The organism is Paraburkholderia sp. D15, from assembly GCF_029910215.1.
In the GTDB taxonomy this organism is placed as follows: Bacteria; Pseudomonadota; Gammaproteobacteria; order Burkholderiales; family Burkholderiaceae; genus Paraburkholderia.
In genome coordinates, this window is record NZ_CP110395.1 from 999,506 (window position 1) to 1,021,155 (window position 21,650).

Consider the following 21,650-nt stretch of genomic DNA (forward strand, 5'->3'; position numbering starts at 1 on the left):
GCCACACCGCACACCGGGATCATTCCCGACACGTCATGTTCGAAGAAACCCGCGCCAATATCCCGCTCGCCGAACGGCTGCGCCCCCGCAATATCGACGAAGTGATCGGACAGACCCACCTGCTCGGCGCGAACAAGCCGCTGCGGGTCGCATTTGAATCCGGCGAAGCGCATTCGATGATCCTCTGGGGGCCGCCCGGCGTCGGCAAGACCACGCTCGCGCGCTTGATGGCCGACGCGTTCCACGCGGAGTTCATCGCGTTGTCGGCGGTGCTCTCGGGCGTGAAGGATATCCGCGAGGCCGTCGAGACCGCGCAGATTCATCGCGCGAACGGGCATCAGACGCTGGTGTTCGTCGACGAGGTGCATCGCTTCAACAAGAGCCAGCAGGACGCGTTTTTGCCGCACGTCGAGTCGGGGCTGTTCGTGTTCGTCGGCGCGACCACGGAGAATCCGTCGTTCGAGGTGAACAGCGCGTTGCTGTCGCGCGCGGCCGTCTACGTGCTGAAGAGCCTCAACGACGACGAACAGCGCGTATTGCTGGAACGCGCGAGCGAGGAACTCGGCGGCCTCACGTTCACCGACGAAGCGCGCGACGCGCTGATCGGTTCAGCCGACGGCGACGGCCGCAAGCTGCTGAACAACCTCGAAATCGTCGCGCGCGCGGCCGCGCAGCAGAAGAAAGGCGAGATCGACGGCGAACTGCTGGGCAGCGCGCTCGCCGAGAATCTGCGTCGCTTCGACAAGGGCGGCGACGCGTTCTACGACCAGATCAGCGCGCTGCATAAATCGGTGCGCGGCAGCAGTCCGGACGGCGCGCTCTACTGGTTCTGCCGGATGCTCGACGGCGGCGCGGACCCGCGCTACCTCGCGCGCCGCATCGTGCGGATGGCGTGGGAGGACATCGGCCTCGCCGATCCGCGCGCGGCGCGCATCGCGCTCGACGCCGCCGAAACCTACGAGCGCCTCGGCACGCCCGAAGGCGAGCTGGCGCTCGCGCAGGCGGTGATCTACCTGGCGGTCGCACCGAAGTCGAATGCGGGGTACAACGCGTACAACCTCGCGCGCGCGTTCGTCGGCAAGGACAAGTCGCGCGGCGTGCCGGTGCATCTGCGCAACGCGCCGACCAAACTGATGAAGGAACTCGGCTACGGCCACGAATACCGCTATGCGCACGACGAACCGGACGCGTACGCGGCCGGCGAAACCTATCTGCCGGACGACATGCGCGATCCGCACTGGTACGAACCGACGCCGCGCGGTCTGGAAGGCAAGATCGGCGACAAGATGGCGCGCCTCGCCGAGCTGGACGCGCAATGGCGCAGCGAGAACAAGCCGAAGAAGGGTTGAGGCCTGGCGGGGGCGGCGGTGCGTTAAAATCCCTGCTTCACACAACGAACACCCGCCCCATCCCATGCTCGACATTCAACTGCTGCGCAAAGACCTCGACGGCGTCACGAAGCGCCTCGCCGAACGCGGCTATACCTTCGACGCCGCGGCCTTCACCGCGCTCGAAGCGGAACGCCGCGACACCCAGACCCGTACCGAGGAAATGCAGGCGCGCCGCAACAGCCTGTCCAAGCAGATCGGCGTGCTCAAAGGCAAGGGCGAGGACACCTCGGCGGTGATGGCCGAAGTGAGCGGGATCGGCGACGAGATGAAGGCGTCGGCGTTCAAGCTCGACGAGATCCAGAAGCGTCTGTCGGACCTGCTGCTCAGCACGCCGAACGTCGCGCACGACAGCGTGCCGCAAGGCGCGGACGAATCCGGCAATGTCGAAGTGCGCCGCTGGGGCACGCCGCGCAAGTTCGATTTCGCGGTCAAGGATCACGTCGACCTGGGCATGCCGCTCGGCCTCGACTTCGAGACCGGCGCGAAGCTCTCGGGCGCGCGGTTCACGTTGCTGCGCGGTCAGATTGCGCGTCTGCATCGCGCGCTCGCGCAGTTCATGATCGACACGCACACGGAGCAGCACGGTTATACGGAGGTCTATACGCCGTATATCGTGAATCCGGAAATTCTGTACGGCACCGGCCAGTTGCCGAAGTTCGCGGAAGACATGTTCCGCGTCGAGAAGGGCGGCGAAGAGAACACGGTCACGCAGTATCTGATTTCCACGTCGGAAATTTCGCTGACGAACACGGTGCGCGACAGCATCGTCGAAGCGAACGCGTTGCCGATCAAGCTGACCGCGCATTCGCCGTGCTTCCGCTCCGAAGCGGGTTCGTATGGTCGCGACACGCGCGGCCTGATCCGTCAGCATCAGTTCGACAAGGTCGAGATGGTGCAGATCGTCGCGCCGGAAACGTCGTACGCGGCGCTGGAAGAGATGGTCGGGCATGCGGAAGCGATCTTGCAGAAGCTGGAGCTGCCGTATCGCGTGATCACGCTGTGCACGGGTGACATGGGTTTCTCCGCCGCGAAGACCTATGACCTCGAAGTGTGGGTGCCGGCGCAGAACACCTATCGCGAGATTTCGAGCTGCTCGAATACCGAGGCGTTCCAGGCGCGCCGGATGCAGGCGCGCTTTCGCAACGAGCAAGGCAAGCCGGAGCTGGTGCATACGCTGAACGGCTCGGGGCTCGCGGTGGGCCGTACGCTGGTCGCCGTGCTGGAGAATTTCCAGAACGCCGATGGTTCGGTGACGGTGCCGGCGGCGCTGCGTCCGTATCTGCGTGGCGTGGAGCGGCTGGAAGTGTCGGCGGCTTGATCGCCGCGGAAGCGGTCCCCCAGGTTTTTTGAAGTTTTTTTGTCGAAGGGCTTGGAATCCGGTTTCAGCTGTTCTATAATCTTTCTCTCCCAAGCAACGACCCGCTTGGATCTGATGAAAAAGCGAAGAGAAATCTTCAGTGCTTTTAGTCGGAATACCCGGAAAGGTGGCAGAGTGGTCGAATGCGCTGGACTCGAAATCCAGTGTACCTTTAGGGGTACCGTGAGTTCGAATCTCACCCTTTCCGCCAAATTTAAAACCCCCGCAGAACGCAAGTTCTGCGGGGGTTTTGCTTTGTGGGCCGGAAAGTTGTTGGTGGGTTCAGGCCGGTTGTGACGGATCGACTTCGATTTTCCGGAGGTCCGTGCGTGGTGCTCGCGTCACGATGAAAAGACGGACATAAAATGGCGCACCTTTCTATCGCAGGTGCGCCCGATGCTGACGATCCGTCCACTTAACAGCGACTCGCAAGACGATGTCGCCGACGTGCTGCGCATCTTCATCGATGCGCCTTCCTACACTCAGCTAGTCGAGGGGCGCGCACCGTCGACGGAGGACGTTGACGATTTTTTCCATGGCACGCCTGACGGCAAGAGCGCGGCCGACAAATCGTTGTTTGGCTTCTACGCCGGGAGCAGCATGATCGGATGCGCCGATGTGATTCGCGCATGGCCAACCGATGACTGCGCGTGGATCGGTTTGCTTCTCTTCTCCGAGGCCCGTCAAAGTCAGGGATACGGGAAAGAGGCGCTGGAGATGCTCGCCGCGACGGCGCGTCGTTGGGGTTGCAGCAGAATGCAGCTTGCGGTGGTCTCCACGAATGCTCGTGGATTTGCTTTCTGGCAGCGAGAGGGCTTCGCGGAAATCCGGCGCAAGGTCAATCGGCGGTTCGTTGGCGAGCTGATCGTCTTGGGGCGGTGCGTATAGCTGAATTGCTCATGGCGGATCGGCAGAATATCGAGTCCGGCGTCATGCACTATCGCGCGGGGGGAGGCCGATAACCTGGGTGCGACGTTGTCCTGGCAGCGTACCGACCGTGAAATCAACGACATCCTGTTCGATCCGCAGCACATTGCCGTGCTGCGCATTGGTGGAAACTGGTTGCGAAATTTCGTGTTGAACGATGCGACGGGCAACTTCACGCTCGATGCGACTGCATCGATGATGGTGCCTTTGCCCAAACTGGGGCGATCCCTGTTCGCTTATCGCGGGACGCTGAGTGGGCAATTCACGAACGTGGCGCTGTACGGCTCCGAGCGGTTGTACCTCGACGGCATGGATATGGTTCGAGGATTTCGTCCAGGCGCCATTGCCGGAGACCGGGGACTGCAAGCGCGCAATGGTTGTGGCATCGGCAGATGCTGTCGGCGGAGGCGCTGGTTGGGCGTGCGCTGACGCAGCCTGCGGCGTTGGGGCCGCGAGCGAGTCTCGTGCTCGCGACCGTCAACTGGAATTACTAGCTAGGTGTCCCAGTGAAAAGATCGACGGGGAATCGTGCGTCTCTTTCCGAGGTCAGCGCGGCGCCGTGATGTCCGCAAGCTGCGCACCGGCTACCCCCTCCACGATCGGCAGCACCTCAAGCGGCCAGTCCTGCGAAAACGTGTAACCGCCGTCCTTCAGCGCGCAAACAAACCTTTCCAGTTGCCGCATGGCGCGCGGATAACTGTCGTGCATGACGACCACGGGCCATTCGCTCGCCGCGCACTGCGCGAGCGCCTTGTCGACCCAACCGTCTTCGTCGAGCCAGTCGCCGGGCACGCAGTTCCAGAGCACGCACGTATAGCGTTCGCGCACCAGATAGTCGGCTGCCTCCGCACTCAGCAAATGCGGACCGACGCGTCCGCCGCCGCCAAAAGGCCGGAACAGCTTGCGCCCGCCCGTGAAGGGCGCAAGCGCCGCCTCGGTCTGCACGATTTCGCGCTCGACGGCTTCCTGGCCGCGATCCTCGCCAAGCGGCACGCGATGATGAAACGAATGATTGCCCACACAATGGCCGCCGTCGCGCACGCGTTCGAGCCACGCACGACCCTCCGGCTCGACCGCGCGCGAGCCCAGCGCGAAGAACGTCGCGCGGATATCGTGCCGCGTCAGCACGTCGAGTACGTGCTGCGTACCGGAAGTATCCGGTCCGTTATCGAATGTCAGCGAGATGTTTTTCATTCGCTCGTTGTCTCCTCATGGGGTTCGCCGGCGACCGTTGCAACTGGCGTTGCGATGCCGCCCCCGGCTGGTGTAGATTCAGACGCAGTCAGCGCGCAAACAGCAACTACGGTAGCGCTTTTTCTGATTAATTCATAAAGATTCCTGATGAATATCACATTGCGACAACTACGGGCGTTCCTTGGCGTGGCGAAGTATCAAAACTTCACGAAAGCGGCCGAACAGCTCCATGTGACGCAAGCCGGCCTCAGCGCGAGCGTGCGCGAACTCGAGATTCAGCTCGACACGCGGCTCTTCCATCGCACCACGCGCAGCGTGACGCTCACCGAAGGCGGCCTGAGTTTTCTTCCCGCCGCGCAGCGCACCGTCGAGATCCTGGAGGCAACCGCGCTCGACATGGGCGTGCTGGGCGCACAGCAGGAGACGTCGCTGCGCGTCGCCGTTACACCGCTCATCGCTGCGTCGGTCATGCCCGCCGCGCTGCGCGAATTCGCGCAACTGGCGCCCGACGTGCGTGTATCGCTCGTCGATACGCCGCCGCAGTTCGTGCAGTCGCTCGTGGCGTCGCGCGAAGTCGACGTGGGTTTCGGCGCGTTCTTCGAGAAGGTTTCGGGCATCAAGCGCGAAGCGATCTTCCCGATGGAACTCGTTGCTGCCGCGAAGCTCGCGGGCAGGCGCCCCAACGGCAGCATCGTGAAACCGCTGTCGTGGCCCGATCTCGGTAGCTACCCGCTGATCTTGCCGCCGCCGGGTAATCCTGTTCGCGAACTCGTCGACAAGCATCTGCGCGAGCGTAATGTGGGTACCGCCGGTCACATCACGGTCGGCCATCTCGAGACGGCCATCGCGTTCGCGGAAGCCGGCATGGGCATTGCCGTGATGCCGTCGATGGTGCTCGGCGCCTGCCGCCGCTACAAGGTACAGATTCATCCGCTCGTCAATCCCGTCGTGCAGATCGACTACTACGCAATCACGACCACGGGCGGCCGCGATCTCGCCACGGTGCGCCGATTTGCCGACGTGCTCACACGCTGCGCCGCGCCGCTCTTCCGCACGGGCGGCGCGGCCGCTTAGCGAACGTGTCGATCGCGGTCGCTCACCGCTTTCGGCATTGCAAGTGGCGCGTTGCACGGCGGTTGCGCTACGGCGCGACCACGCGCTGATCGATCGCACCGAATACCGACTGGCCGCTCGCGTCCGTGACGTCGATATGAACCGTGTCGCCGGCGCGCAGAAAGGGCGTCGTGATCGCGCCGTGCTCGATCTGTTCCAGCATCCGTTTTTCCTGCAGGCACGACGATCCGGCCGAGTGATCGCGATTCGACACCGTGCCCGAACCGATGATCGTGCCCGCCCGCAACTCGCGCGAGGTCGCCGCGAATGCGATCAAACGGGAAAAATCGAAGTACATATCGACGCCCGCATTGGGCCGGCCGAGCAGCTTGCCGTTCACGTGACTGGCTACCGGCAGCGAGAGCTTCGTGCCATCCCATGCGTCGCCGAGTTCGTCTGGCGTCACGGCCACCGGCGCGAATGCTGTTGAAGGTTTGGAGACGAAAAAGCCAAAGCCCTTCGAAAGCTCGGACGGCATCAGGTTGCGCAGGCTTACGTCGTTGAGCAGCATCACGAGACGAATGTGGCCGGCGGCTTCGGCCGGCGTGCAGCCGAGCGGCACGTCGCCGGTGACCACGGCGATTTCCGCTTCGAGGTCGAGGCCCCATTCCTCGCGCGGCAGCAGAATGTCGTCACGCGCGCCGATGAACGAGTCGGACGCGCCTTGGTAGAGCAGCGGTTCTTCGTAAAGCAGCGATGGCATGTCGGCGTTGCGCGCCTTGCGCACCAGTTCCGCATGATGCAGATACGCCGAACCGTCGGCCCACTGGAACGTGCGCGGCAGCGGTGCGGCCAGCGTGGCGGGGTCGAGCGCGAACGCGTGGACGGCGTCGCCCGCTTCGAGCTTCGCGGCGAGCTCGCGCAGCGCGGGTTCGACCGCCGGCCAGTTTTCGATCGCGTCGCGCAGCGTGGGCGCAATCGTATTCGCGGCGACAGCAGTAGACAGGTCGCGCGAGACGACGATCAGCGAGCCGTCCCGGCCGCCGCGCTTGAGCGATGCGAGTTTCATTCAATTCTCCAACTGATGGAAATAGGGAAGTCGTTTCAGAACGTGTAATGGATGCCGGCTTTCGCGCCGTGCAGATATTCTTCGAGCGCGCCGCGGGCGCCCTCGCTCGCGGCTAGGCGATTTTCGCGGTGTGTCCTGCTCGCAACTGTTTTTCGCGGGTCCATTCCTGGAGGGCGCGGTGTGCGTCGGCGGGGGCATCGTGGTCGAGCGACGGGATGGTCTTCGCAGTCAGTTCGAGACGTACGCCGTTCGGGTCGCGAAAATAGATCGATTTCACGAAGCCGTGATCGGTGGGGCCGGTCACGTCGATCCGCGCTTCGACGAGTCGCTGTTTTGCCGTGTCGAGCGCGGCGAGGTCGGCGACTTCCAGCGCCAGGTGTTGCACCCACGGCGGCGTGTTTGCCGACGGCGTGGAAGCTTCGCCATCGCCGAGATCGAAGAACGCCACGCACGAGCCGTCGCCGAGCTCGAAGAACACATGGACGTAAGGGCAACGTTCGCCGGTGCTGGGGACCGTGTCCAGACGGATCAGATGCACGAGCGGCAAACCCAGAATATCCTCGTAGAAGCGACGCGTGTCCTCCGCGTCACGGCAGCGATAGGCAACGTGGTGTAGTCCTTTGACCGGGACGAATCCGTTCATCCTGTTTCTCCTTTTCTCATGACGGTTGCGCGCAATCAAAGCTCGACCGTTTCGGCGTCGTATTCGAACATCCACTCATAGCGCTCGCGCACGCGCGACTCGTTCCACTCGGTCGCCACGTAGTTCGCGGCGCCTTCCGCGTTCGCGAGCGCAGGGTTGTGAAAACGCGCGGCGTTGTCGGCGGAACCGCGCACCACGCGCGCCGTGCGGTCGATGCGCGCGCGTTGATAGTGTTGGAGCGCAACCTCGGGGTCGGCGGCCCATTTGTCCAGGCAGCGCGCGAGCACATAGCCGTCCTCGATCGCCATGACCGCGCCTTGCGCGAGGAAGGGCAGTGTTGGATGACACGCATCGCCGAGCAGCGTGAGGCGGCCGCGCGTCCAGTTGGTCATCGGCTCGCGGACCATCAGTGCCCATTTGTATGGCGTTTCGATGGCGCTCACGAGCGTGCGCACGTCCGGGTGCCAGTGCTCGAAATCGGCGAGACATTCCTCGACGGTGCCGCGCTGCGTCCACGATTCGACTTCCCAATCGCTACGTTCGACGGCGCCGACGAAGTTCACGAGCTGGCCGCCGCGCAACGGATAGTGAATAACATGTGCGCCGGGGCCGACCCAATTCACGCCGCACGGCTCGCGCAAATGGTCGGGCAGTGCGGCGGCGGGAATCACGCCGCGCCAGGCGAGGATGCCGGAGTAATCCGGATGATCGTCGCCGAACAGGACGCCGCGCACCCGCGAATGCACGCCGTCCGCGCCGATCACGACGTCCGCGCGATAGCGTCCGCCGCTCGCGGTGTCGACGATCGCCTCGTGCGCGTCGTGACGAACGTCGATGCATTTTTCGCCCAGCACGATGGCGTGCGGATCGAGCCGCGCCACCGCCTCGGCGAGAATGCGATGCAGATCCGCGCGATAAACGGTGTAGTAGGGATAGCCGAAGCGCACCACCGATTCGCCGCCGAGGTCGAACAGGTTCCAGGTTTGCCCTGTGTTCCAGAGGCGTACGATCTTGCGCGCGGGGCGTGTGGCGATCTGCGCGAGCGCGTCGCCCAGTCCGAGTAGATGCAGAATACGGGTACCGTTCGCGCTTACCTGCAGTCCCGCGCCGACTTCGCCGAGCTGCGGCGCCTGTTCGAGCACGGTGACGCGCGCGCCGCGCCGTAGCAACGCGAGTGCCGCGGTGAGTCCACCGATACCGGCGCCCGCGATCAGTACATGCAGATTGCGATTCCTGCCTAATGCGTTGATGGTGTGGTTGCTTGTCCCTGTCATATCGAGCCTGAAGTCGTTCCTGCGAAGCGGATGGCGGTGGAACGCGGCAAGGTCGCGATGCGACTGCGTGCCGGTGTCGTTGTCTGGTGCTATTAGAGGACAAGCCGGGGCGCGCGAGAAGCAACGATAATGTGTGGATTAATCAGATTCCGTTTTCAATCGGCGAGCCGCTCGAGTCGGCTCGGGCGTGAGGACGTTTTGTGCAGGTCGGTGCGCGGGTCGTTACGAGGGAATCGATGTTGTCGGCGGCCGGTGGAGGACGGCGCGATGTGGACGGATCCTGGATTCGGCGGAAAATCGAGAAACTATTCGTTAAATTAAAGAATAGTAGGTGATGTGGTTTTAAGTGTATTAAAAATCGGCCACAGCATAACGTCAAAAAATCCGCTGTGGCCGCACATGCCATCATAAAATCATCAATATAAAATGCTTATGAAAAATTCACTGATAAAGTGAAATATCAGCCGCGATGCCAAACCGTATTGTTCGACCACAGCAGCTTGCCGTCGGTCGTCAGAACGCCGGCTTTGGGCGGTTGATCGTCGGTGAAGTTGACGCTCAGAACCGGGGCTGCCACGTTCAGGCTATAGCCTTGAAACGGACCACGGCCGCCGGCGTATTGAACCGAGACGACGTCCCAGTTACCGGTGATCGTGATCTTGGTGTTGTTGCCGTCAATCCATTGACCTGCAAAGGGATTTGCGCTCATCGTTTTTTCCTCGGAAAGGCCTCTCACATAGGCAGTGATTTATTGGGTGAGATGGCGTTTGCAATGTGCAACTGGAAGGCGTTGCCCCATTCAGCGTGTTGCCAGAAAATCCAGAATTAATAGAAAGGATCGTCGTGGCAAAACAATAATGGACCACTGCATTTTGCAAGTAAACAAAATTGTGCGGCAAATATGACCTGGGCATAAAAATATGCAGTAAATTATTCAATCCGATTAATCATGCCTGATGGATTAAAAACTCACGCCGACTCGTGTGGTTAAAATGGCGGTTATGCTAATCGAGCGTAAATGTTCTCTTCGGCGCGAACCGTTCTGCATTTTTACGCCGGCTTATTCCATTCACCTTGCCGCCGTCCCGCTTCGCTGCGCCATATACCGCCCCGGTGTCGTCCCCAGTGCCTTGCGGAACATCGTCACGAAACTCCCGGTGCTCTCGTAACCCAGTCTGTCCGCAACCTGCTGAACCGAAGCGCCGCTGCCCAGCCATGTGACCGCCAGCATGACCTGTAACTGCTGCCGCCATCGACCGAAGCTCATCCCGGTTTGCTGCGTGAGCAAGCGGGCCAGCGTGCGTTCGCTCAAGCCGACTTTGCGCGCCCACGTCTGCATCGTGCCGGGCGCGGTGGGATCTTCCATCAGCATGTCGGCGATTTTGCGCAGCCGCCGATCGGTCGGCATCGGCAGATGCAGATCGCCGATTTTCGCGGTTGCCAGTTCGTCCATCAGCAAGGTGGCCAGGTGCGTTTCCAACCCGCCTTCGGGATATAGCAGCGGAAAACCTGCCGCGCGAATCAGCAACTCCCGCAATAACGGCGACGCGGTAACGGCGCAGCATTGCGGCGGCAACGTCGATGCGGCCTCGGCGGTGACGAACGCGATATAGCATTCGATCGTGCCCGTCGCCGTGACCTTGTGCTCGACGTCGCAAGGTATCCACAGCGCGCTTTGCGGCGGCACGACCCACAACCCGCCTTCGACCTCGCAGGTGAGGATGCCATGCAGCGCCAGCACCAGTTCTCCCTTGCGATGCCGGTGAAAGCCCAATTCCTTGCGGCCATGCGCGTAGTTCGCCGCGTGCTCGGCGGCGATATCGTCCACCGCGATGCCGGCCGCGCCGAACGTCACCAGCGGACGCGGCACCAGATCAGGATCCATCCATTCGGGCGGATGGGCGTAGTCGTTCAATAGGGGCATGGCGCGCTGAGAAAAGGAACCGGGGGAACCGGGGACACGCGGCGAGTTTGGCATGAATTGCACATTCAATGGCGAGGTTTGCCAATGTGGCCAACGCATTCGTTGCCTACGATGGCGTCACGACGGCCGATGGAATTCCCCATGGCCGAGTCATCTGGAGCACAACGCATGACCGATTCCTTAAGCAATGGACGTGTAGTCGATACGCTCGCGCGTCTGTTCAGGCAGGCCGAAGAGGCCGACCGTCCGTTGATGGAGCAGTTCACCAGCGGCAATGACCAGGCGGGCCCGACGCCGCAATCGCTCGAAGACGTGTACGCCGAACACATCGCCGAGGAGGCCCGCGATATCCGCGGCTTCTACCGCGGCTACGCGGACAATTTCCTCAACGTGACGCCGGAATATGGCCGCTTCCTGTACCAGTGCGCGCGCATGCGTGGAGCGACGCGGATCGTCGAATTCGGAACCTCGATGGGCATCTCCACGATCTACCTGGCCGCCGCGCTTCGCGACATGGGCGGCGGCGAGTTGATCGGCACCGAACTCGAACCATCGAAGGCTGCGCGTGCGCGAGCCAACCTGCAGTCAGCGGGTCTGGCCGATCTGGTCGATATCCGCGAAGGCGATGCACGCGAGACGCTGGCCGGAATCGACGGCGACGTGGATATGGTGCTGCTCGACGGCGCGTTCAGTCTCTATCTGCCCGTGCTGAAACTGATCGAGCCGCGGTTGAAGGCCGGCGCCGCGATCCTGGCGGAAAACGCGATCGATCGCGGCAATGAATATCTCGCCTATGTTCGCGATCCGGCCAACGGCTATCGTTCGCAGCCGCTCGCGATCAATGAGGGTCGCGGGAATGAGTTGAGCGTCCGGACCTGCTGATATTGGAAATCGCAAGGAGACCGCGCTTTGAATGCGGTTGCCGGTAGTGACGAAAAAAAGCCCGCGCAGGCGGGCTTCTTGTCGCATGGAGGAAACCGTCACGCAGTCTCCAACCCCCCATCCAACCCACAAATCGTCCGATACAAAACCCGCGTCCCATCCACCAGTTGCTGCGGCTCGATCCACTCTTCGGGGCAATGACTGCGCCCATTCAAACAGGGAATGAAGATCATCCCGATCGGCCCGGTCGCCGCCACATACACGCCATCGTGTCCCGCGCCGCTAGGCAGCCGCATGCTCGCGTAACCCAGCTCGCGCGCCGCGCGTTCCACCGCATCCATCACCACCGGCTGGCAGTCGGTCGGCTTCGCGCGACTCACGTGCGCGGCGGAAGCACTCAGGCGCAACACCGCCAGATCTTCCGCGACGCTCCGCATCACGTCTTCAGGGAACCGGTCGAGCACCGCATCGCTATCGCTGCGCACTTCGAGCATCAATTCGACATGCCCCGGCACCGCGTTCGGCACGTTCGGCGTCATCGCGAGGCGGCCGATCGTTGCGACCACATAGTGCGGCTGACCATTCATCGCGGAGGCCATCCGGTACACGCGATCGATCACGCGCGCCGCCCCGACCAGCGCATCGCGACGAATATCCATCGGCGTCGTCCCGGCATGATCCGGCTGTCCCGTCACCGTGATCAACACGCGGCGGATGCCGACGATATTCGTCACCACGCCGATCGGCAGACCCTTCGTCTCCAGCACCGGCCCCTGCTCGATATGCAGCTCGACGAACGCCGCCGTACTGCCCGGCTCGCGCAGCGGCCGCGTCAACGCATCCGGATCGCCGCCGATGCGCCGCAACGCGTCGCGCAAGGTTTCGCCCTCGGCGTTGGTCGACGCGAGCATGCCCGCGTCCAGTACGCCAGAAAATGCACGGCTGCCGACGCAGGAAATCCCGTAATCGCTCGGCTCCTCCGACAGAAAATCGATCACCTCGAACGGATGATTCAGCATCACGCCTTGCTCGTTCAACGTGTGCGCGACCTCGATGCCGGCCAGCACGCCGATGATGCCGTCGAAGCGTCCGCCGCCCACCACCGTATCGCAATGCGACCCGGTGATGATCGGCTTGCTCGCGCGCCCCGAGCCTTCGCGCCGGCCGATCAGATTGCCGCCGGCATCCTGCGACACGGTCAGGCCCGCGGCCTCGAATTCGCCGCGCAACCACGCGCGCGCTTCCTCGAACAAGGGCGAAAACGCGCGACGCGTCCACGGCACGTCGGCTCGCGTGAACTGGCTGAGTCGTTCGACGCGGGCATTCAGGCGCTCGGCGTTGATCGGCGGAAAAGAATCTTGGGACATGGCGGCGGATTCGCTCACGAGACAGCCGGCATCGTGCCGGCACGGTTAAAGGAAGCGGGGCGCAGAAAGCGTCCGTCGCCCGCGCGATTGACGACGCGCGCGCCGTCGAACACCTGCTGCCCACGGCAATAAGTCGCCGCGACGCGCACGCTGAACTCCATCCCTTCGAACGAACTCCACTGCACGGCGGCGAGACTGCGCGACGGATCGAACGCATAGCGCTCCGGCGTGAGGATCACGAAGTCGGCTTCGGCGCCGGTGTCGAAGGTGCCCTTGCGATCGTGCAGCAAAAAGTGACGCGCCGGATTGCGCGCGAGTTGCTTCGCGACCATGGTCGGCGCAATGCCGTGGTTCTCGCAACCGGTCCAGAACGCGGGCAGCAGCGTCTCCAGTCCCGGGCCGCCCGAAGCATTGCGGAACACGTTAGGATTGCCCTTGCGTTCGAGTCCCCAGCTCACGTGATCGGACGAGACGAAGGTACACGCATCGTTCGCGATATGACTCCACAGCAACTCGGTCTCGGCCTTCGGGCGGATCGGCGGATAGTGCTTGGTTTTCGCGCCGAAGCGCTTCGTGTGTTCTTCGTGATTGAGCATCAGATACTGCACGCAGGTCTCGATGCTCGTCTGATGCCCCGCGTTGCGGTACATCGCGCACAACTCGAAACCGCGCGAGGTCGACACATGCACCGCATGCGCGCGCGCGCCGGTTTCGGCGCCGATCTCGTAGATCAACGCGGTCGCGAGATTTTCGATCAGCGGCGTATGCGCGCGTAGAAACGCATCCCAGCCGGTATCGCCCGCGTCGATCATGCGCGTGACGTTCTTGCGCGTGAGGTCCTGCATCTGGTTGTGCACGCCGCACACGAGACCGGACGGCGCGATCAACCGGAACGCTTCGTACAGGTCGTCTTCCTCGACGCGCGGAAAGCGTCCGGGCGTCGCTTCGAAGGTCGAGAACTTGAACGCGCACACGCCGCCGTCGATCAGGCCGGCCGCGGCCTGCAAGCCGTGCTTGTCGTTCAGCGTGCCGAACAGCGCGACGTCGACGTGACAATCGCGCTCCACCTCGGCGATCTTCGCATCGAGCTGCGCACGCGAGGCCACCGGTTCGGGATCGTCGTACGGCATGTCGACCATCACGGTGACGCCGCCCGCGGCTGCCGCGCGCGACGCATGCCCCAGCCCTTCCTGATTCGCCTGACTGCCCGAATGCACCTGGCCGTCGATCACGCCCGGCATCACCCATTGCCCGCGCGCATCGATCGACTCCTTCGCGGACGGCGCCGCGCCGTCGCCGCGCAACGCGATGCGGCCGTCGCGCACCGCCAGCCAGCCATCCGTCACGACGCGCTCCGCATCGACGATATTGCCGCGCACCACCAGATCGAAATCGCTCATCTCGCCTCCCTCATCGTGTCTCCGTTTCCGCGCGTTCGCGCTTCGCTTTCACCAGAATTGCGGGCAAGTGTAGGCAGTGGCGTCCCAAAATGTCTTATGCTTATTTATCCGGTCCACATAACATCAGGTTAATCGTTTGCGACTCAATCTGCGGCAAATCGAAGTGTTCCGCGCCATCATGCTGACGGGGTCCATCAGCGGCGCGGCCAAGCTTCTGCACGTGTCCCAGCCCGCGGTATCGCGGCTCATCTCCTACACGGAACAACGGCTCGGCCTCTCGCTGTTCGAGCGCATCAAGGGACGGCTTTATCCGACGCCGGAAGCGCGCCGTCTGTTCACCGAGGTGAACGTGGTCTATCAGGGCGTGCAGCGCGTCAACGAGGTCGCCGACGATCTGATCGAAAACCGCATGGGGCATCTGCGCATCGCGTGCAGTCCGAACCTCGGGCAGTCGTTGATTCCACGCGCGATCGCGTTGTTCTACGAGCGCTTTCCGGACGTGCGCATCATCCTGCACACGCTGCTGCCGAACATCCTGCTGCAGGCGGTGCTGACGCAGCAGGTCGACGTGGGGATCGCGTTCATGCAGGAGACGCATCCGAACGTGCAGATCCGGCCGATCCACGAGAACCGCATCGTCGCCGCGCTGCCGGTCGGTCATCCGCTCGCGGCGCGCGACACGCTGCACGTGAGCGACCTCGTCGATCAGCCCTTCATCGGCTACGGCAGCGATATTCCGTTCGGGCAACTGGTGCGCAAGCTGTTCACCGACGCCGACTGCACGCTGCGCATCAAGACCGAGGTCCAGCAGGCGCACGTGGCTTGCGCGCTGGTGCAGGCGGGCGTCGGCGTCGCGCTGATCGACGAATTGACGATCGGCGGCCCGGCGTGGTCGAACATGGTCGTGCGGCCGGTCGAGCCGGCCATCGCGGCGCCGGTCAGCGTGATTCACGCGACGCTCGAACCGTTGTCGCGCACCGCGCAGGCGTTCATCGCCACGCTCGAAAGCCTGCACGCCGAGCTCTGATCCGCCTGTTTTTCGCGGACGCTCACGCCGTGCCGTGGGCGCCGCGTCGCACGTGTTCGCGTTCGTTCGAGCGCATTCGAGCGCATTCTCGTTTACCCGTCCCTTAACCTCGCGTTATGCATTCGCCATAAAAAAGCAATAACGCGTTAAAAAATTGGTTCCCTAGACTCATCCCCAATCGATCGACGAAACGTCCGCAAAGCAGAACGCAACACATCGCGGCGCACACGCAACGTCGAGCACCTGTCAATGAACGGAGGGGAAAGACATGGGACGCATCCTGAACTCGAAGGACGTCGAAGCGGCAGTCAAGGGCGGATCGGTATTCGCCTGCGGCGGCGGCGGTTGGGCCGAGCACGGCCGTGAACTCGGCACGCTCGCGGTGACGATCGGCCGACCGGAGCTGGTCTCGATCGACGAACTCGCCGACGACGCCTGGGTCGCCACCGCCGCCGCGATCGGCGCGCCGGGCGGTCTCACCGAATGGGAAATGCTCGGCGCGGACTACGTGAAGGCCGTGCAGCTCGTGCAGGACGCGCTCGGTGCGCCGATCGCGGGCTTGATCATCGGCCAGAACGGCATGTCGAGCACGCTGAACGGCTGGCTGCCGTCGGCGCTGCTCGGCACCAAAGTCGTGGATGCGGTCGGCGACATCCGCGCCCATCCGACCGGCGACATGGGCTCGCTCGGCCTCGCCTCCAGCCCGCTACCGATGATCCAGGCCGCCGCCGGCGGCAACCGCGCCCGCAACGCCTATATGGAACTGGTGGTGCGCGGCGCGACCGCGAAGGTGTCGCCGGTGCTGCGCAAGGCGTCGGACATGTCGGGCGGTTTCATCGCCAGTTGCCGGAACCCGGTGCGCGCCCGCTATGTGCGCGAGCATGCGGCGCTGGGCGGCATCAGCCGCGCGCTCGCGCTCGGCGAAGCGATCATCGCGGCCGAGGCGAAGGGACCGGCCGCGGTCGTCGACGCGATCTGCAAGGCCACGCAGGGCGAGATCATCGGCAGTGGCAAGGTGGTGCGCAACACGCTGAAGTACACCGACGAGGCGTTCGATGTCGGCGTGGTCGAAATCGGCTCGGGCGCGCAACGCCGCCTGATTCACGTGATGAACGAGCACATGGCGGTGGACGACGCGCACGGCGCGCGCATCGCCAGCTATCCCGACGTGATCACCACGCTCGACGCGCAGGGGCGGCCGGTCAGCGCCGGCAATCTCCAGGAGGGCATGGAGATCCTGGTGCTGCACGTGCATAAGGCGCATTTGCCGCTGTCGTCGTCGGTGCGCGATCCGGCGGTGTATCCGCCGGTCGAGAAGGCGCTGGGGATCGGCCTCGCCGGTTATGCGCTCGCCGACTGAGCGCCGGGCGAGCCACCCGGCTGAGCGTCGGGCGAACCACCCGACTGAGCGTCGAGCGAACGACCCATCACGCAGACCCCAAGGAACACCCCACACATGAAACGCGAATTCACCGTCACCTCCGGCACGACGCTGCGCTGCAAAGGCTGGCGCCAGGAAGCGCTGCTGCGCCTGCTGGAAAACGTCCTGGCCGTGGGCGAAGACCCGGCCCAACTGATCGTCTACGCCGCGCTCGGCCGCGCCGCGCGCGACTGGCCGTCGCACGATGCGATCGTCCACGCGCTGAAGACCATGACCGAGGACCAGACGCTGGTCGTGCAATCGGGCAAGCCGATCGGCCTGCTGCGCACGCACGCCCGTGCGCCGCTGGTGATCATGGCGAACTGCAATCTGATCGGCCAGTGGGCGAAGGCCGAGAACTTCTACGACCTCGAACAGAAGAACCTGATCTGCTGGGGCGGCCTCACCGCGGGCGACTGGCAGTACATCGGCTCGCAAGGCGTGATTCAGGGCACGTATGAAATCTTCTCGCGGATCGCCGAGCGCCACTTCGACAACGATCTGCGCGGGCGTTTCATTCTGACCGCGGGCATGGGCGGCATGGGCGGCGCGCAGCCGCTCGCCGGCCGCATGGCGGGCGCGGCGATCCTGACGGTGGAGATCGATCAGGAACGGATCGACAAGCGTCTGAAGATCGGCTTTCTGGAAAAGCAGGCACGCGATCTCGACGACGCGCTCGCGCTGATCCGCGACGCCCAGGCGAGACGCGAGCCGCTGTCGGTCGGTCTGCTCGGCAATGCCGCCGACATCTATCCGGCGATTCTCGCGCGCGGCGTGATTCCGGACATCGTCACCGACCAGACCGCCGCGCACGATCTCGTCTACGGCTACGTGCCGCAGGGTCACACGCTCGACGAAGTCCGCGCGTTGCGCTCGACCGACATCCCCGCATTGATGAACGCGAGCCGCGCGTCGATCGTGCAGCACGTGAACGCGATGCTCGGCTTCAAGGACCGCGGTGCGATCGTGTTCGACAACGGCAACCTGATCCGCACGCATGCGAAAGAGGGCGGCGTGGCGCGTGCATTCGAGATCCCGATTTTCACGGAAGCGTTTCTGCGCCCGCTGTTCTGCCGCGCGATCGGGCCGTTCCGCTGGATCGCGTTGTCGAACGACGCCGACGACATCCGCAAGATCGACGACCATCTTCTCGAACATTTCGCGGACAACGCGATCGTCGCCAACTGGATTCGCCTCGCGCGCCAGTACGTGCCGTTCGAGGGCTTGCCGGCGCGCATCGCGTGGCTGGGTCACGGCGAACGCACGGCGCTCGCGCTCGCGGTCAATCGCATGGTGCGCGACGGCGTGCTGAGCGGTCCGGTCGCGTTCACGCGCGATCACCTCGACGCCGGCGCGATGGCGCATCCGAACATCATGACCGAGAACCTGCGCGACGGCTCCGACGCGATCGCCGACTGGCCGCTGCTCAACGCGATGGTCAACTGCTCGTCGATGGCGGATCTGGTCGCGATCCATTCGGGCGGCGGCGGCTACAGCGGCTACATGACGAGCGCGGGCGTGACGGTGGTCGCGGACGGCAGCGCGGCCGCCGACGAACGCCTGCAACTGTCGATGACCAACGACACCTCGATGGGCGTGCTGCGCTACGCCGACGCGGGCTATCCCGAGGCGCTCGACGAAGCCGAACGCCAATCCTTGCCTCATATCCGGATCTGATCCCATGTCCAATACGAGCCCTGTCCCGGGTCACGCCACGGGTCACGCCACCGCGCTGGCGGCGGCCGATCCGCTCGCGTCCGGCACCCTGAAGACCGGACGCCGCGCGGTGCTGGCGGCCTCCATCGGCAATGCGCTGGAGTGGTACGACTTTTCGGTGTACGCGTTCTTCGCGGTGTACATCGCGCAGAACTTCTTCAGTCGCGGCGACGCCGCCGCCGAACTGCTGGAGGCGTTTCTGGCCTTCGGGCTCGGTTTCGTCGTGCGTCCGCTCGGCGCGCTGGTGCTCGGCGTGTACGGCGACCGCGCGGGCCGCAAGGCCGCGCTGACCGTCACGATTCTCGTGATGGCGCTCGGCACCGCGATCATCGCGTTCGCGCCGCCGTACACCGCGATCGGTTTCGGCGCGCCCTTGCTGATCGTCTGCGGACGCATGCTGCAGGGCTTTTCCGCGGGCGGCGAAGTGGGCGGCGCGGCGGCCTTCCTGATCGAACATGCGCCGCCGGAGAAGAAAGGCAAGTACGCGTCCTGGCTGCAGGCGAGCATGGCGATCTCGAACATTCTCGGCGCGCTGATCGCCACCGCCGTCACGCTGCTGCTGAGCCGCGAGCAGATCGGCGAATGGGGCTGGCGCGTGCCGTTCATTCTCGGACTCGCGATCGCGCCGGTCGGTTTGTGGCTGCGCAAGACGCTGCACGAAACGCCGCAGTTCGAAGCGGAACTGGACCGGCAGCATCGCGTGGAGCAGGCGGCGAAGACGCCGTTGCTGCAGGTGGTCCGCGACTATCCGAAAGCGCTCGCGGCCGGCTTCGGCTTCTCGATTCTGTGGGCCGTGTGCGTGTACGTGCTGATCATCTTCATGCCGATCTACGTGCAGCGCACGCTGCATTTCGAGGGCCACGACGCGTTTCTCGCCGCGCTGATCGGCAACTGCTTCATGGCGCTCGCCTGCGTGTATGCCGGCGCGCTGTCCGACCGCTTCGGCCGGCGGCTCGTGCTGACGTGGGGCGCCGCGCTGATGCTGGTGGGCGTCTATCCGCTGCTCGCGTGGTTGCAGGCCGTGCATACGCTCGCCGCGCTGATCGTCGTGCAGGTGGCGTTCTGCGTGATGGTCGCGCTCTTCACCGGCGTCGCGCCGTCCGCGTTGTCCGAGCTCTTTCCGACCCGCGTGCGTTCCACCGGCATGTCGCTTTCGTATAACGCGGCGGTGACGATTTTCGGCGGCTTCGCCCCCGCGATCCTGACGTGGTTGACCGAGCGCACGGGGAATGCGTTCGCGCCGGCCTGGTACGTGATGGCCGCCAGCGTCGTCGCGCTGATTTCCATCGCCTGTCTGCCTTCAAAGCCCAACTTCAAGTAATCAAATCAACGAGGATTCCAGATCATGTTGCGACCCATCCGCTACGCGCTCATCGTAGCCACGCTGATTCACGCGCCGCTTTCATTTGCCGATGTCGTGCTCGACGGTCGCTCCGCGACGCCCGCGATCATCGCCGGTATTGCCGACGGTGAAGCCGTCAGCATCGCGCCGGCCGCGATGAAACGTGTCGAAGCCGCGCACGCCGTGCTGCTGGAGGCCGCGCAATCCGGTCAGCAGATTTACGGGCTGACCACCGGCGTCGGCGAAAACAAGGACCGTTCGATGGTCGATGCGAAAGGCAAGCTGACGCAGGAGATCATCGACGCGTCCGGGCGCTTCAACGTCGGCCTGATTCACGCGCACTCGGGCAGCGTCGGTCCCGACATGGACGTGCGCACCGCGCGCGCCGCGATGGCCGCGCGCCTGAACGCGATGCTCGACGGCGGCGCGGGCGTGCAGACCAGCATCGTCGATACGTACGTGCAGTTCCTGAATCGCGGTGTGACGCCGGCCATGCCGTCGGACGGTTCGCTGGGCGAAGCGGACATCACGATTCTCAGTCACGTCGGCCTCGCGATGCTCGGCGAAGGCGAGGTCTACTACCAGGGCCGCAAGATGCCCGCCGCGCAGGCGCTCGATGCCGCCGGCATCAAGCCGATCAAGCCGTATGGCAAGGACGCGCTCGCGATCCTGAGTTCGAACGCGTATTCGGCGGGGATGGCGGCGCTGGCGCTGAACGACATGGGCCGGCTGATGAAGGTGTCGAAGCTGGTCTACGCGCTGAGTCTGCAGGCCTTCAACGGCAACGTGTCGCCGTTCCTGCAGGACACGCTCGCCTTGCGACCGTTCCCCGCGACCGTGCGTGCGGGCGACGATCTGCGCAACCTGCTGGCCGGCAGCAGCATCTGGAACCGCGACGACAAACGCGCGCTGCAGGACCCGCTGAGCTACCGCGACGGCGTCTATCTGCTGGGCGAGGAACAGCGCGCGTATGCATCGGCGCAGGCCCTGCTGAACATCCAGTTGAACTCGTCCGACGATAACCCCGGCGTCGCCGTCGGCGTGAAGGCGCATTCCGCGCGCTGGCAGGATCGCCGCGGCTATGTCGATGCGAATGGCGTAACGGGCGCGGTACTGCCGAGCGCCAACTTCGAGCCGCTGCCGTGGGTGCTGTCGTTCGAACAGCTCGGCCTCGTGCTCGGCCACAACTCGCTGGCGTCGGCGCAACGCATCATGAAGCTGAACGACCCGGCGCGCAGCGGTCTGTCGCGTTTCCTCGGCACCCCGCAGACCGTGCACGCGTTCGGCGCGATGGAGAAGCCGCCGGTCGCGCTCGCCGAGGCGAACAAGGAGCTCGCGATGCCGGTCTCGATGGACTATCTGCCGGTGGCCGGCGATATCGAGGACATCGCCACCAATGCGCCGCGCGTCGTCGAGCGGGTGCAGCAGCAGATCGACAACAGCTTTACGCTGCTCGGCATCGAACTGATCCACGCGGGGCAGGCGATCGACCTGCGCAAGCAGCAGCAACCGGACTTCACCCTTTCGCCGGCCACCGCGGGTCTCTATACTGCCCTGCGCGGGAAGGTCGCGTACCTCGATCAGGACCGGCCGCTCACACCGGATTTCCGTGCAGCATCAGCTCTGCTGCATAACTACCCCGGCTGAGACCCGCGACGAGTCAC

At 64.1% G+C, this 21,650-nt stretch carries 19 protein-coding genes and 1 tRNA gene; 12 read left to right on the forward strand and 8 right to left on the reverse strand.

Annotation, left to right across the window (positions count from 1 at the left end; all coding sequences use genetic code 11):
- Nucleotides 1-35 precede the first annotated feature (35 nt).
- From LFL96_RS04300 to LFL96_RS04320, 5 genes are all read left to right on the forward strand, one after another.
- The gene (locus LFL96_RS04300; RefSeq protein ID WP_280998394.1) at nt 36-1,349 is read left to right on the forward strand and encodes a replication-associated recombination protein A; all 1,314 of its coding nucleotides are present in this window, start codon (nt 36-38) and stop codon (nt 1,347-1,349) included.
- Nucleotides 1,350-1,413: 64 nt separating this feature from the next.
- The gene (gene serS, locus LFL96_RS04305; RefSeq protein WP_280998396.1) at nt 1,414-2,709 is read left to right on the forward strand and encodes a serine--tRNA ligase; all 1,296 of its coding nucleotides are present in this window, start codon (nt 1,414-1,416) and stop codon (nt 2,707-2,709) included.
- A 160-nt stretch (nt 2,710-2,869) separates the two neighbouring features.
- Nucleotides 2,870-2,959, forward strand: a tRNA-Ser gene (locus LFL96_RS04310).
- 185 nt (nt 2,960-3,144) lie between these two features.
- Nucleotides 3,145-3,636, forward strand: a complete 492-nt coding sequence (locus tag LFL96_RS04315) for a GNAT family N-acetyltransferase (protein ID WP_280998398.1) — start codon at nt 3,145-3,147, stop codon at nt 3,634-3,636.
- Nucleotides 3,637-3,723: 87 nt separating this feature from the next.
- Nucleotides 3,724-4,104 (forward strand): ShlB/FhaC/HecB family hemolysin secretion/activation protein, encoded by a 381-nt coding sequence (locus tag LFL96_RS04320; protein ID WP_280998400.1) that lies wholly within the window; start codon nt 3,724-3,726, stop codon nt 4,102-4,104.
- 117 nt (nt 4,105-4,221) lie between these two features.
- Here the strand turns inward: LFL96_RS04320 and LFL96_RS04325 are convergent, their stop codons facing one another.
- Complete coding sequence (locus tag LFL96_RS04325; RefSeq protein WP_280998402.1) at nt 4,222-4,869, reverse strand: polysaccharide deacetylase family protein; 648 nt, start codon at nt 4,867-4,869, stop codon at nt 4,222-4,224.
- Nucleotides 4,870-5,016: 147 nt separating this feature from the next.
- Here LFL96_RS04325 and LFL96_RS04330 point away from each other — a divergent pair, with 147 nt between their 5' ends.
- Complete coding sequence (locus LFL96_RS04330) at nt 5,017-5,943, forward strand: LysR family transcriptional regulator (RefSeq protein WP_280998404.1); 927 nt, start codon at nt 5,017-5,019, stop codon at nt 5,941-5,943.
- Between the two features lie 67 nt (nt 5,944-6,010).
- Here the strand turns inward: LFL96_RS04330 and LFL96_RS04335 are convergent, their stop codons facing one another.
- The 5 genes from LFL96_RS04335 to LFL96_RS04355 all read right to left on the reverse strand — a co-directional run bounded on the left by LFL96_RS04335 (nt 6,011) and on the right by LFL96_RS04355 (nt 10,832).
- Nucleotides 6,011-6,991 (reverse strand): fumarylacetoacetate hydrolase family protein, encoded by a 981-nt coding sequence (locus LFL96_RS04335; RefSeq protein WP_280998406.1) that lies wholly within the window; start codon nt 6,989-6,991, stop codon nt 6,011-6,013.
- A 112-nt stretch (nt 6,992-7,103) separates the two neighbouring features.
- A complete protein-coding gene (locus LFL96_RS04340) occupies nt 7,104-7,634 on the reverse strand; it encodes a VOC family protein (protein WP_281000557.1) in 531 nt (176 codons plus the stop codon).
- A 35-nt stretch (nt 7,635-7,669) separates the two neighbouring features.
- Nucleotides 7,670-8,908: an FAD-dependent monooxygenase gene (locus LFL96_RS04345; RefSeq protein WP_280998408.1), complete on the reverse strand. Its 1,239-nt coding sequence runs from the start codon at nt 8,906-8,908 to the stop codon at nt 7,670-7,672.
- A 460-nt stretch (nt 8,909-9,368) separates the two neighbouring features.
- Nucleotides 9,369-9,617 (reverse strand): hypothetical protein, encoded by a 249-nt coding sequence (locus LFL96_RS04350; RefSeq protein ID WP_280998410.1) that lies wholly within the window; start codon nt 9,615-9,617, stop codon nt 9,369-9,371.
- 360 nt (nt 9,618-9,977) lie between these two features.
- Nucleotides 9,978-10,832 (reverse strand): helix-turn-helix transcriptional regulator, encoded by an 855-nt coding sequence (locus LFL96_RS04355; protein WP_280998412.1) that lies wholly within the window; start codon nt 10,830-10,832, stop codon nt 9,978-9,980.
- A gap of 168 nt (nt 10,833-11,000) precedes the next feature.
- Between LFL96_RS04355 and LFL96_RS04360 the strand changes: the two genes are divergently transcribed.
- Nucleotides 11,001-11,714 (forward strand): class I SAM-dependent methyltransferase, encoded by a 714-nt coding sequence (locus LFL96_RS04360; protein ID WP_280998414.1) that lies wholly within the window; start codon nt 11,001-11,003, stop codon nt 11,712-11,714.
- A 98-nt stretch (nt 11,715-11,812) separates the two neighbouring features.
- On the opposite strand, the gene LFL96_RS04365 is transcribed toward LFL96_RS04360, so the two are convergent.
- A complete protein-coding gene (locus LFL96_RS04365; RefSeq protein ID WP_280998416.1) occupies nt 11,813-13,081 on the reverse strand; it encodes a Zn-dependent hydrolase in 1,269 nt (422 codons plus the stop codon).
- A 14-nt stretch (nt 13,082-13,095) separates the two neighbouring features.
- The gene (locus LFL96_RS04370) at nt 13,096-14,481 is read right to left on the reverse strand and encodes an amidohydrolase family protein (RefSeq protein ID WP_280998418.1); all 1,386 of its coding nucleotides are present in this window, start codon (nt 14,479-14,481) and stop codon (nt 13,096-13,098) included.
- 136 nt (nt 14,482-14,617) lie between these two features.
- On the opposite strand from LFL96_RS04370, the gene LFL96_RS04375 reads away from it, so the two are divergent.
- The 5 genes from LFL96_RS04375 to LFL96_RS04395 all read left to right on the forward strand — a co-directional run bounded on the left by LFL96_RS04375 (nt 14,618) and on the right by LFL96_RS04395 (nt 21,633).
- Complete coding sequence (locus LFL96_RS04375; protein ID WP_280998420.1) at nt 14,618-15,508, forward strand: LysR family transcriptional regulator; 891 nt, start codon at nt 14,618-14,620, stop codon at nt 15,506-15,508.
- Nucleotides 15,509-15,776: 268 nt separating this feature from the next.
- Nucleotides 15,777-16,868, forward strand: a complete 1,092-nt coding sequence (locus tag LFL96_RS04380; RefSeq protein WP_280998422.1) for a DUF917 domain-containing protein — start codon at nt 15,777-15,779, stop codon at nt 16,866-16,868.
- Between the two features lie 96 nt (nt 16,869-16,964).
- Nucleotides 16,965-18,605 (forward strand): urocanate hydratase, encoded by a 1,641-nt coding sequence (locus LFL96_RS04385; protein WP_280998424.1) that lies wholly within the window; start codon nt 16,965-16,967, stop codon nt 18,603-18,605.
- Nucleotides 18,606-18,609: 4 nt separating this feature from the next.
- Entirely contained in the window at nt 18,610-19,965 is a 1,356-nt protein-coding gene (locus LFL96_RS04390) for an MFS transporter (protein WP_280998426.1), read from the forward strand.
- Nucleotides 19,966-19,989: 24 nt separating this feature from the next.
- A complete protein-coding gene (locus tag LFL96_RS04395) occupies nt 19,990-21,633 on the forward strand; it encodes an aromatic amino acid ammonia-lyase (RefSeq protein WP_280998428.1) in 1,644 nt (547 codons plus the stop codon).
- Nucleotides 21,634-21,650 lie beyond the last annotated feature (17 nt).

Bases quoted from the DNA above. Each gene is read 5' to 3' on its own strand.
- LFL96_RS04300 (WP_280998394.1), top strand. From the start codon at position 36: ATGTTCGAAGAAACCCGCGCCAATATCCCGCTCGCCGAACGGCTGCGC.
- serS (WP_280998396.1), top strand. From the start codon at position 1,414: ATGCTCGACATTCAACTGCTGCGCAAAGACCTCGACGGCGTCACGAAG.
- LFL96_RS04315 (WP_280998398.1), top strand. From the start codon at position 3,145: ATGCTGACGATCCGTCCACTTAACAGCGACTCGCAAGACGATGTCGCC.
- LFL96_RS04325 (WP_280998402.1), bottom strand. From the start codon at position 4,869: ATGAAAAACATCTCGCTGACATTCGATAACGGACCGGATACTTCCGGT.
- LFL96_RS04330 (WP_280998404.1), top strand. From the start codon at position 5,017: ATGAATATCACATTGCGACAACTACGGGCGTTCCTTGGCGTGGCGAAG.
- LFL96_RS04335 (WP_280998406.1), bottom strand. From the start codon at position 6,991: ATGAAACTCGCATCGCTCAAGCGCGGCGGCCGGGACGGCTCGCTGATC.
- LFL96_RS04340 (WP_281000557.1), bottom strand. From the start codon at position 7,634: ATGAACGGATTCGTCCCGGTCAAAGGACTACACCACGTTGCCTATCGC.
- LFL96_RS04345 (WP_280998408.1), bottom strand. From the start codon at position 8,908: ATGACAGGGACAAGCAACCACACCATCAACGCATTAGGCAGGAATCGC.
- LFL96_RS04350 (WP_280998410.1), bottom strand. From the start codon at position 9,617: ATGAGCGCAAATCCCTTTGCAGGTCAATGGATTGACGGCAACAACACC.
- LFL96_RS04355 (WP_280998412.1), bottom strand. From the start codon at position 10,832: ATGCCCCTATTGAACGACTACGCCCATCCGCCCGAATGGATGGATCCT.
- LFL96_RS04360 (WP_280998414.1), top strand. From the start codon at position 11,001: ATGACCGATTCCTTAAGCAATGGACGTGTAGTCGATACGCTCGCGCGT.
- LFL96_RS04365 (WP_280998416.1), bottom strand. From the start codon at position 13,081: ATGTCCCAAGATTCTTTTCCGCCGATCAACGCCGAGCGCCTGAATGCC.
- LFL96_RS04370 (WP_280998418.1), bottom strand. From the start codon at position 14,481: ATGAGCGATTTCGATCTGGTGGTGCGCGGCAATATCGTCGATGCGGAG.
- LFL96_RS04380 (WP_280998422.1), top strand. From the start codon at position 15,777: ATGGGACGCATCCTGAACTCGAAGGACGTCGAAGCGGCAGTCAAGGGC.
- LFL96_RS04385 (WP_280998424.1), top strand. From the start codon at position 16,965: ATGAAACGCGAATTCACCGTCACCTCCGGCACGACGCTGCGCTGCAAA.
- LFL96_RS04390 (WP_280998426.1), top strand. From the start codon at position 18,610: ATGTCCAATACGAGCCCTGTCCCGGGTCACGCCACGGGTCACGCCACC.
- LFL96_RS04395 (WP_280998428.1), top strand. From the start codon at position 19,990: ATGTTGCGACCCATCCGCTACGCGCTCATCGTAGCCACGCTGATTCAC.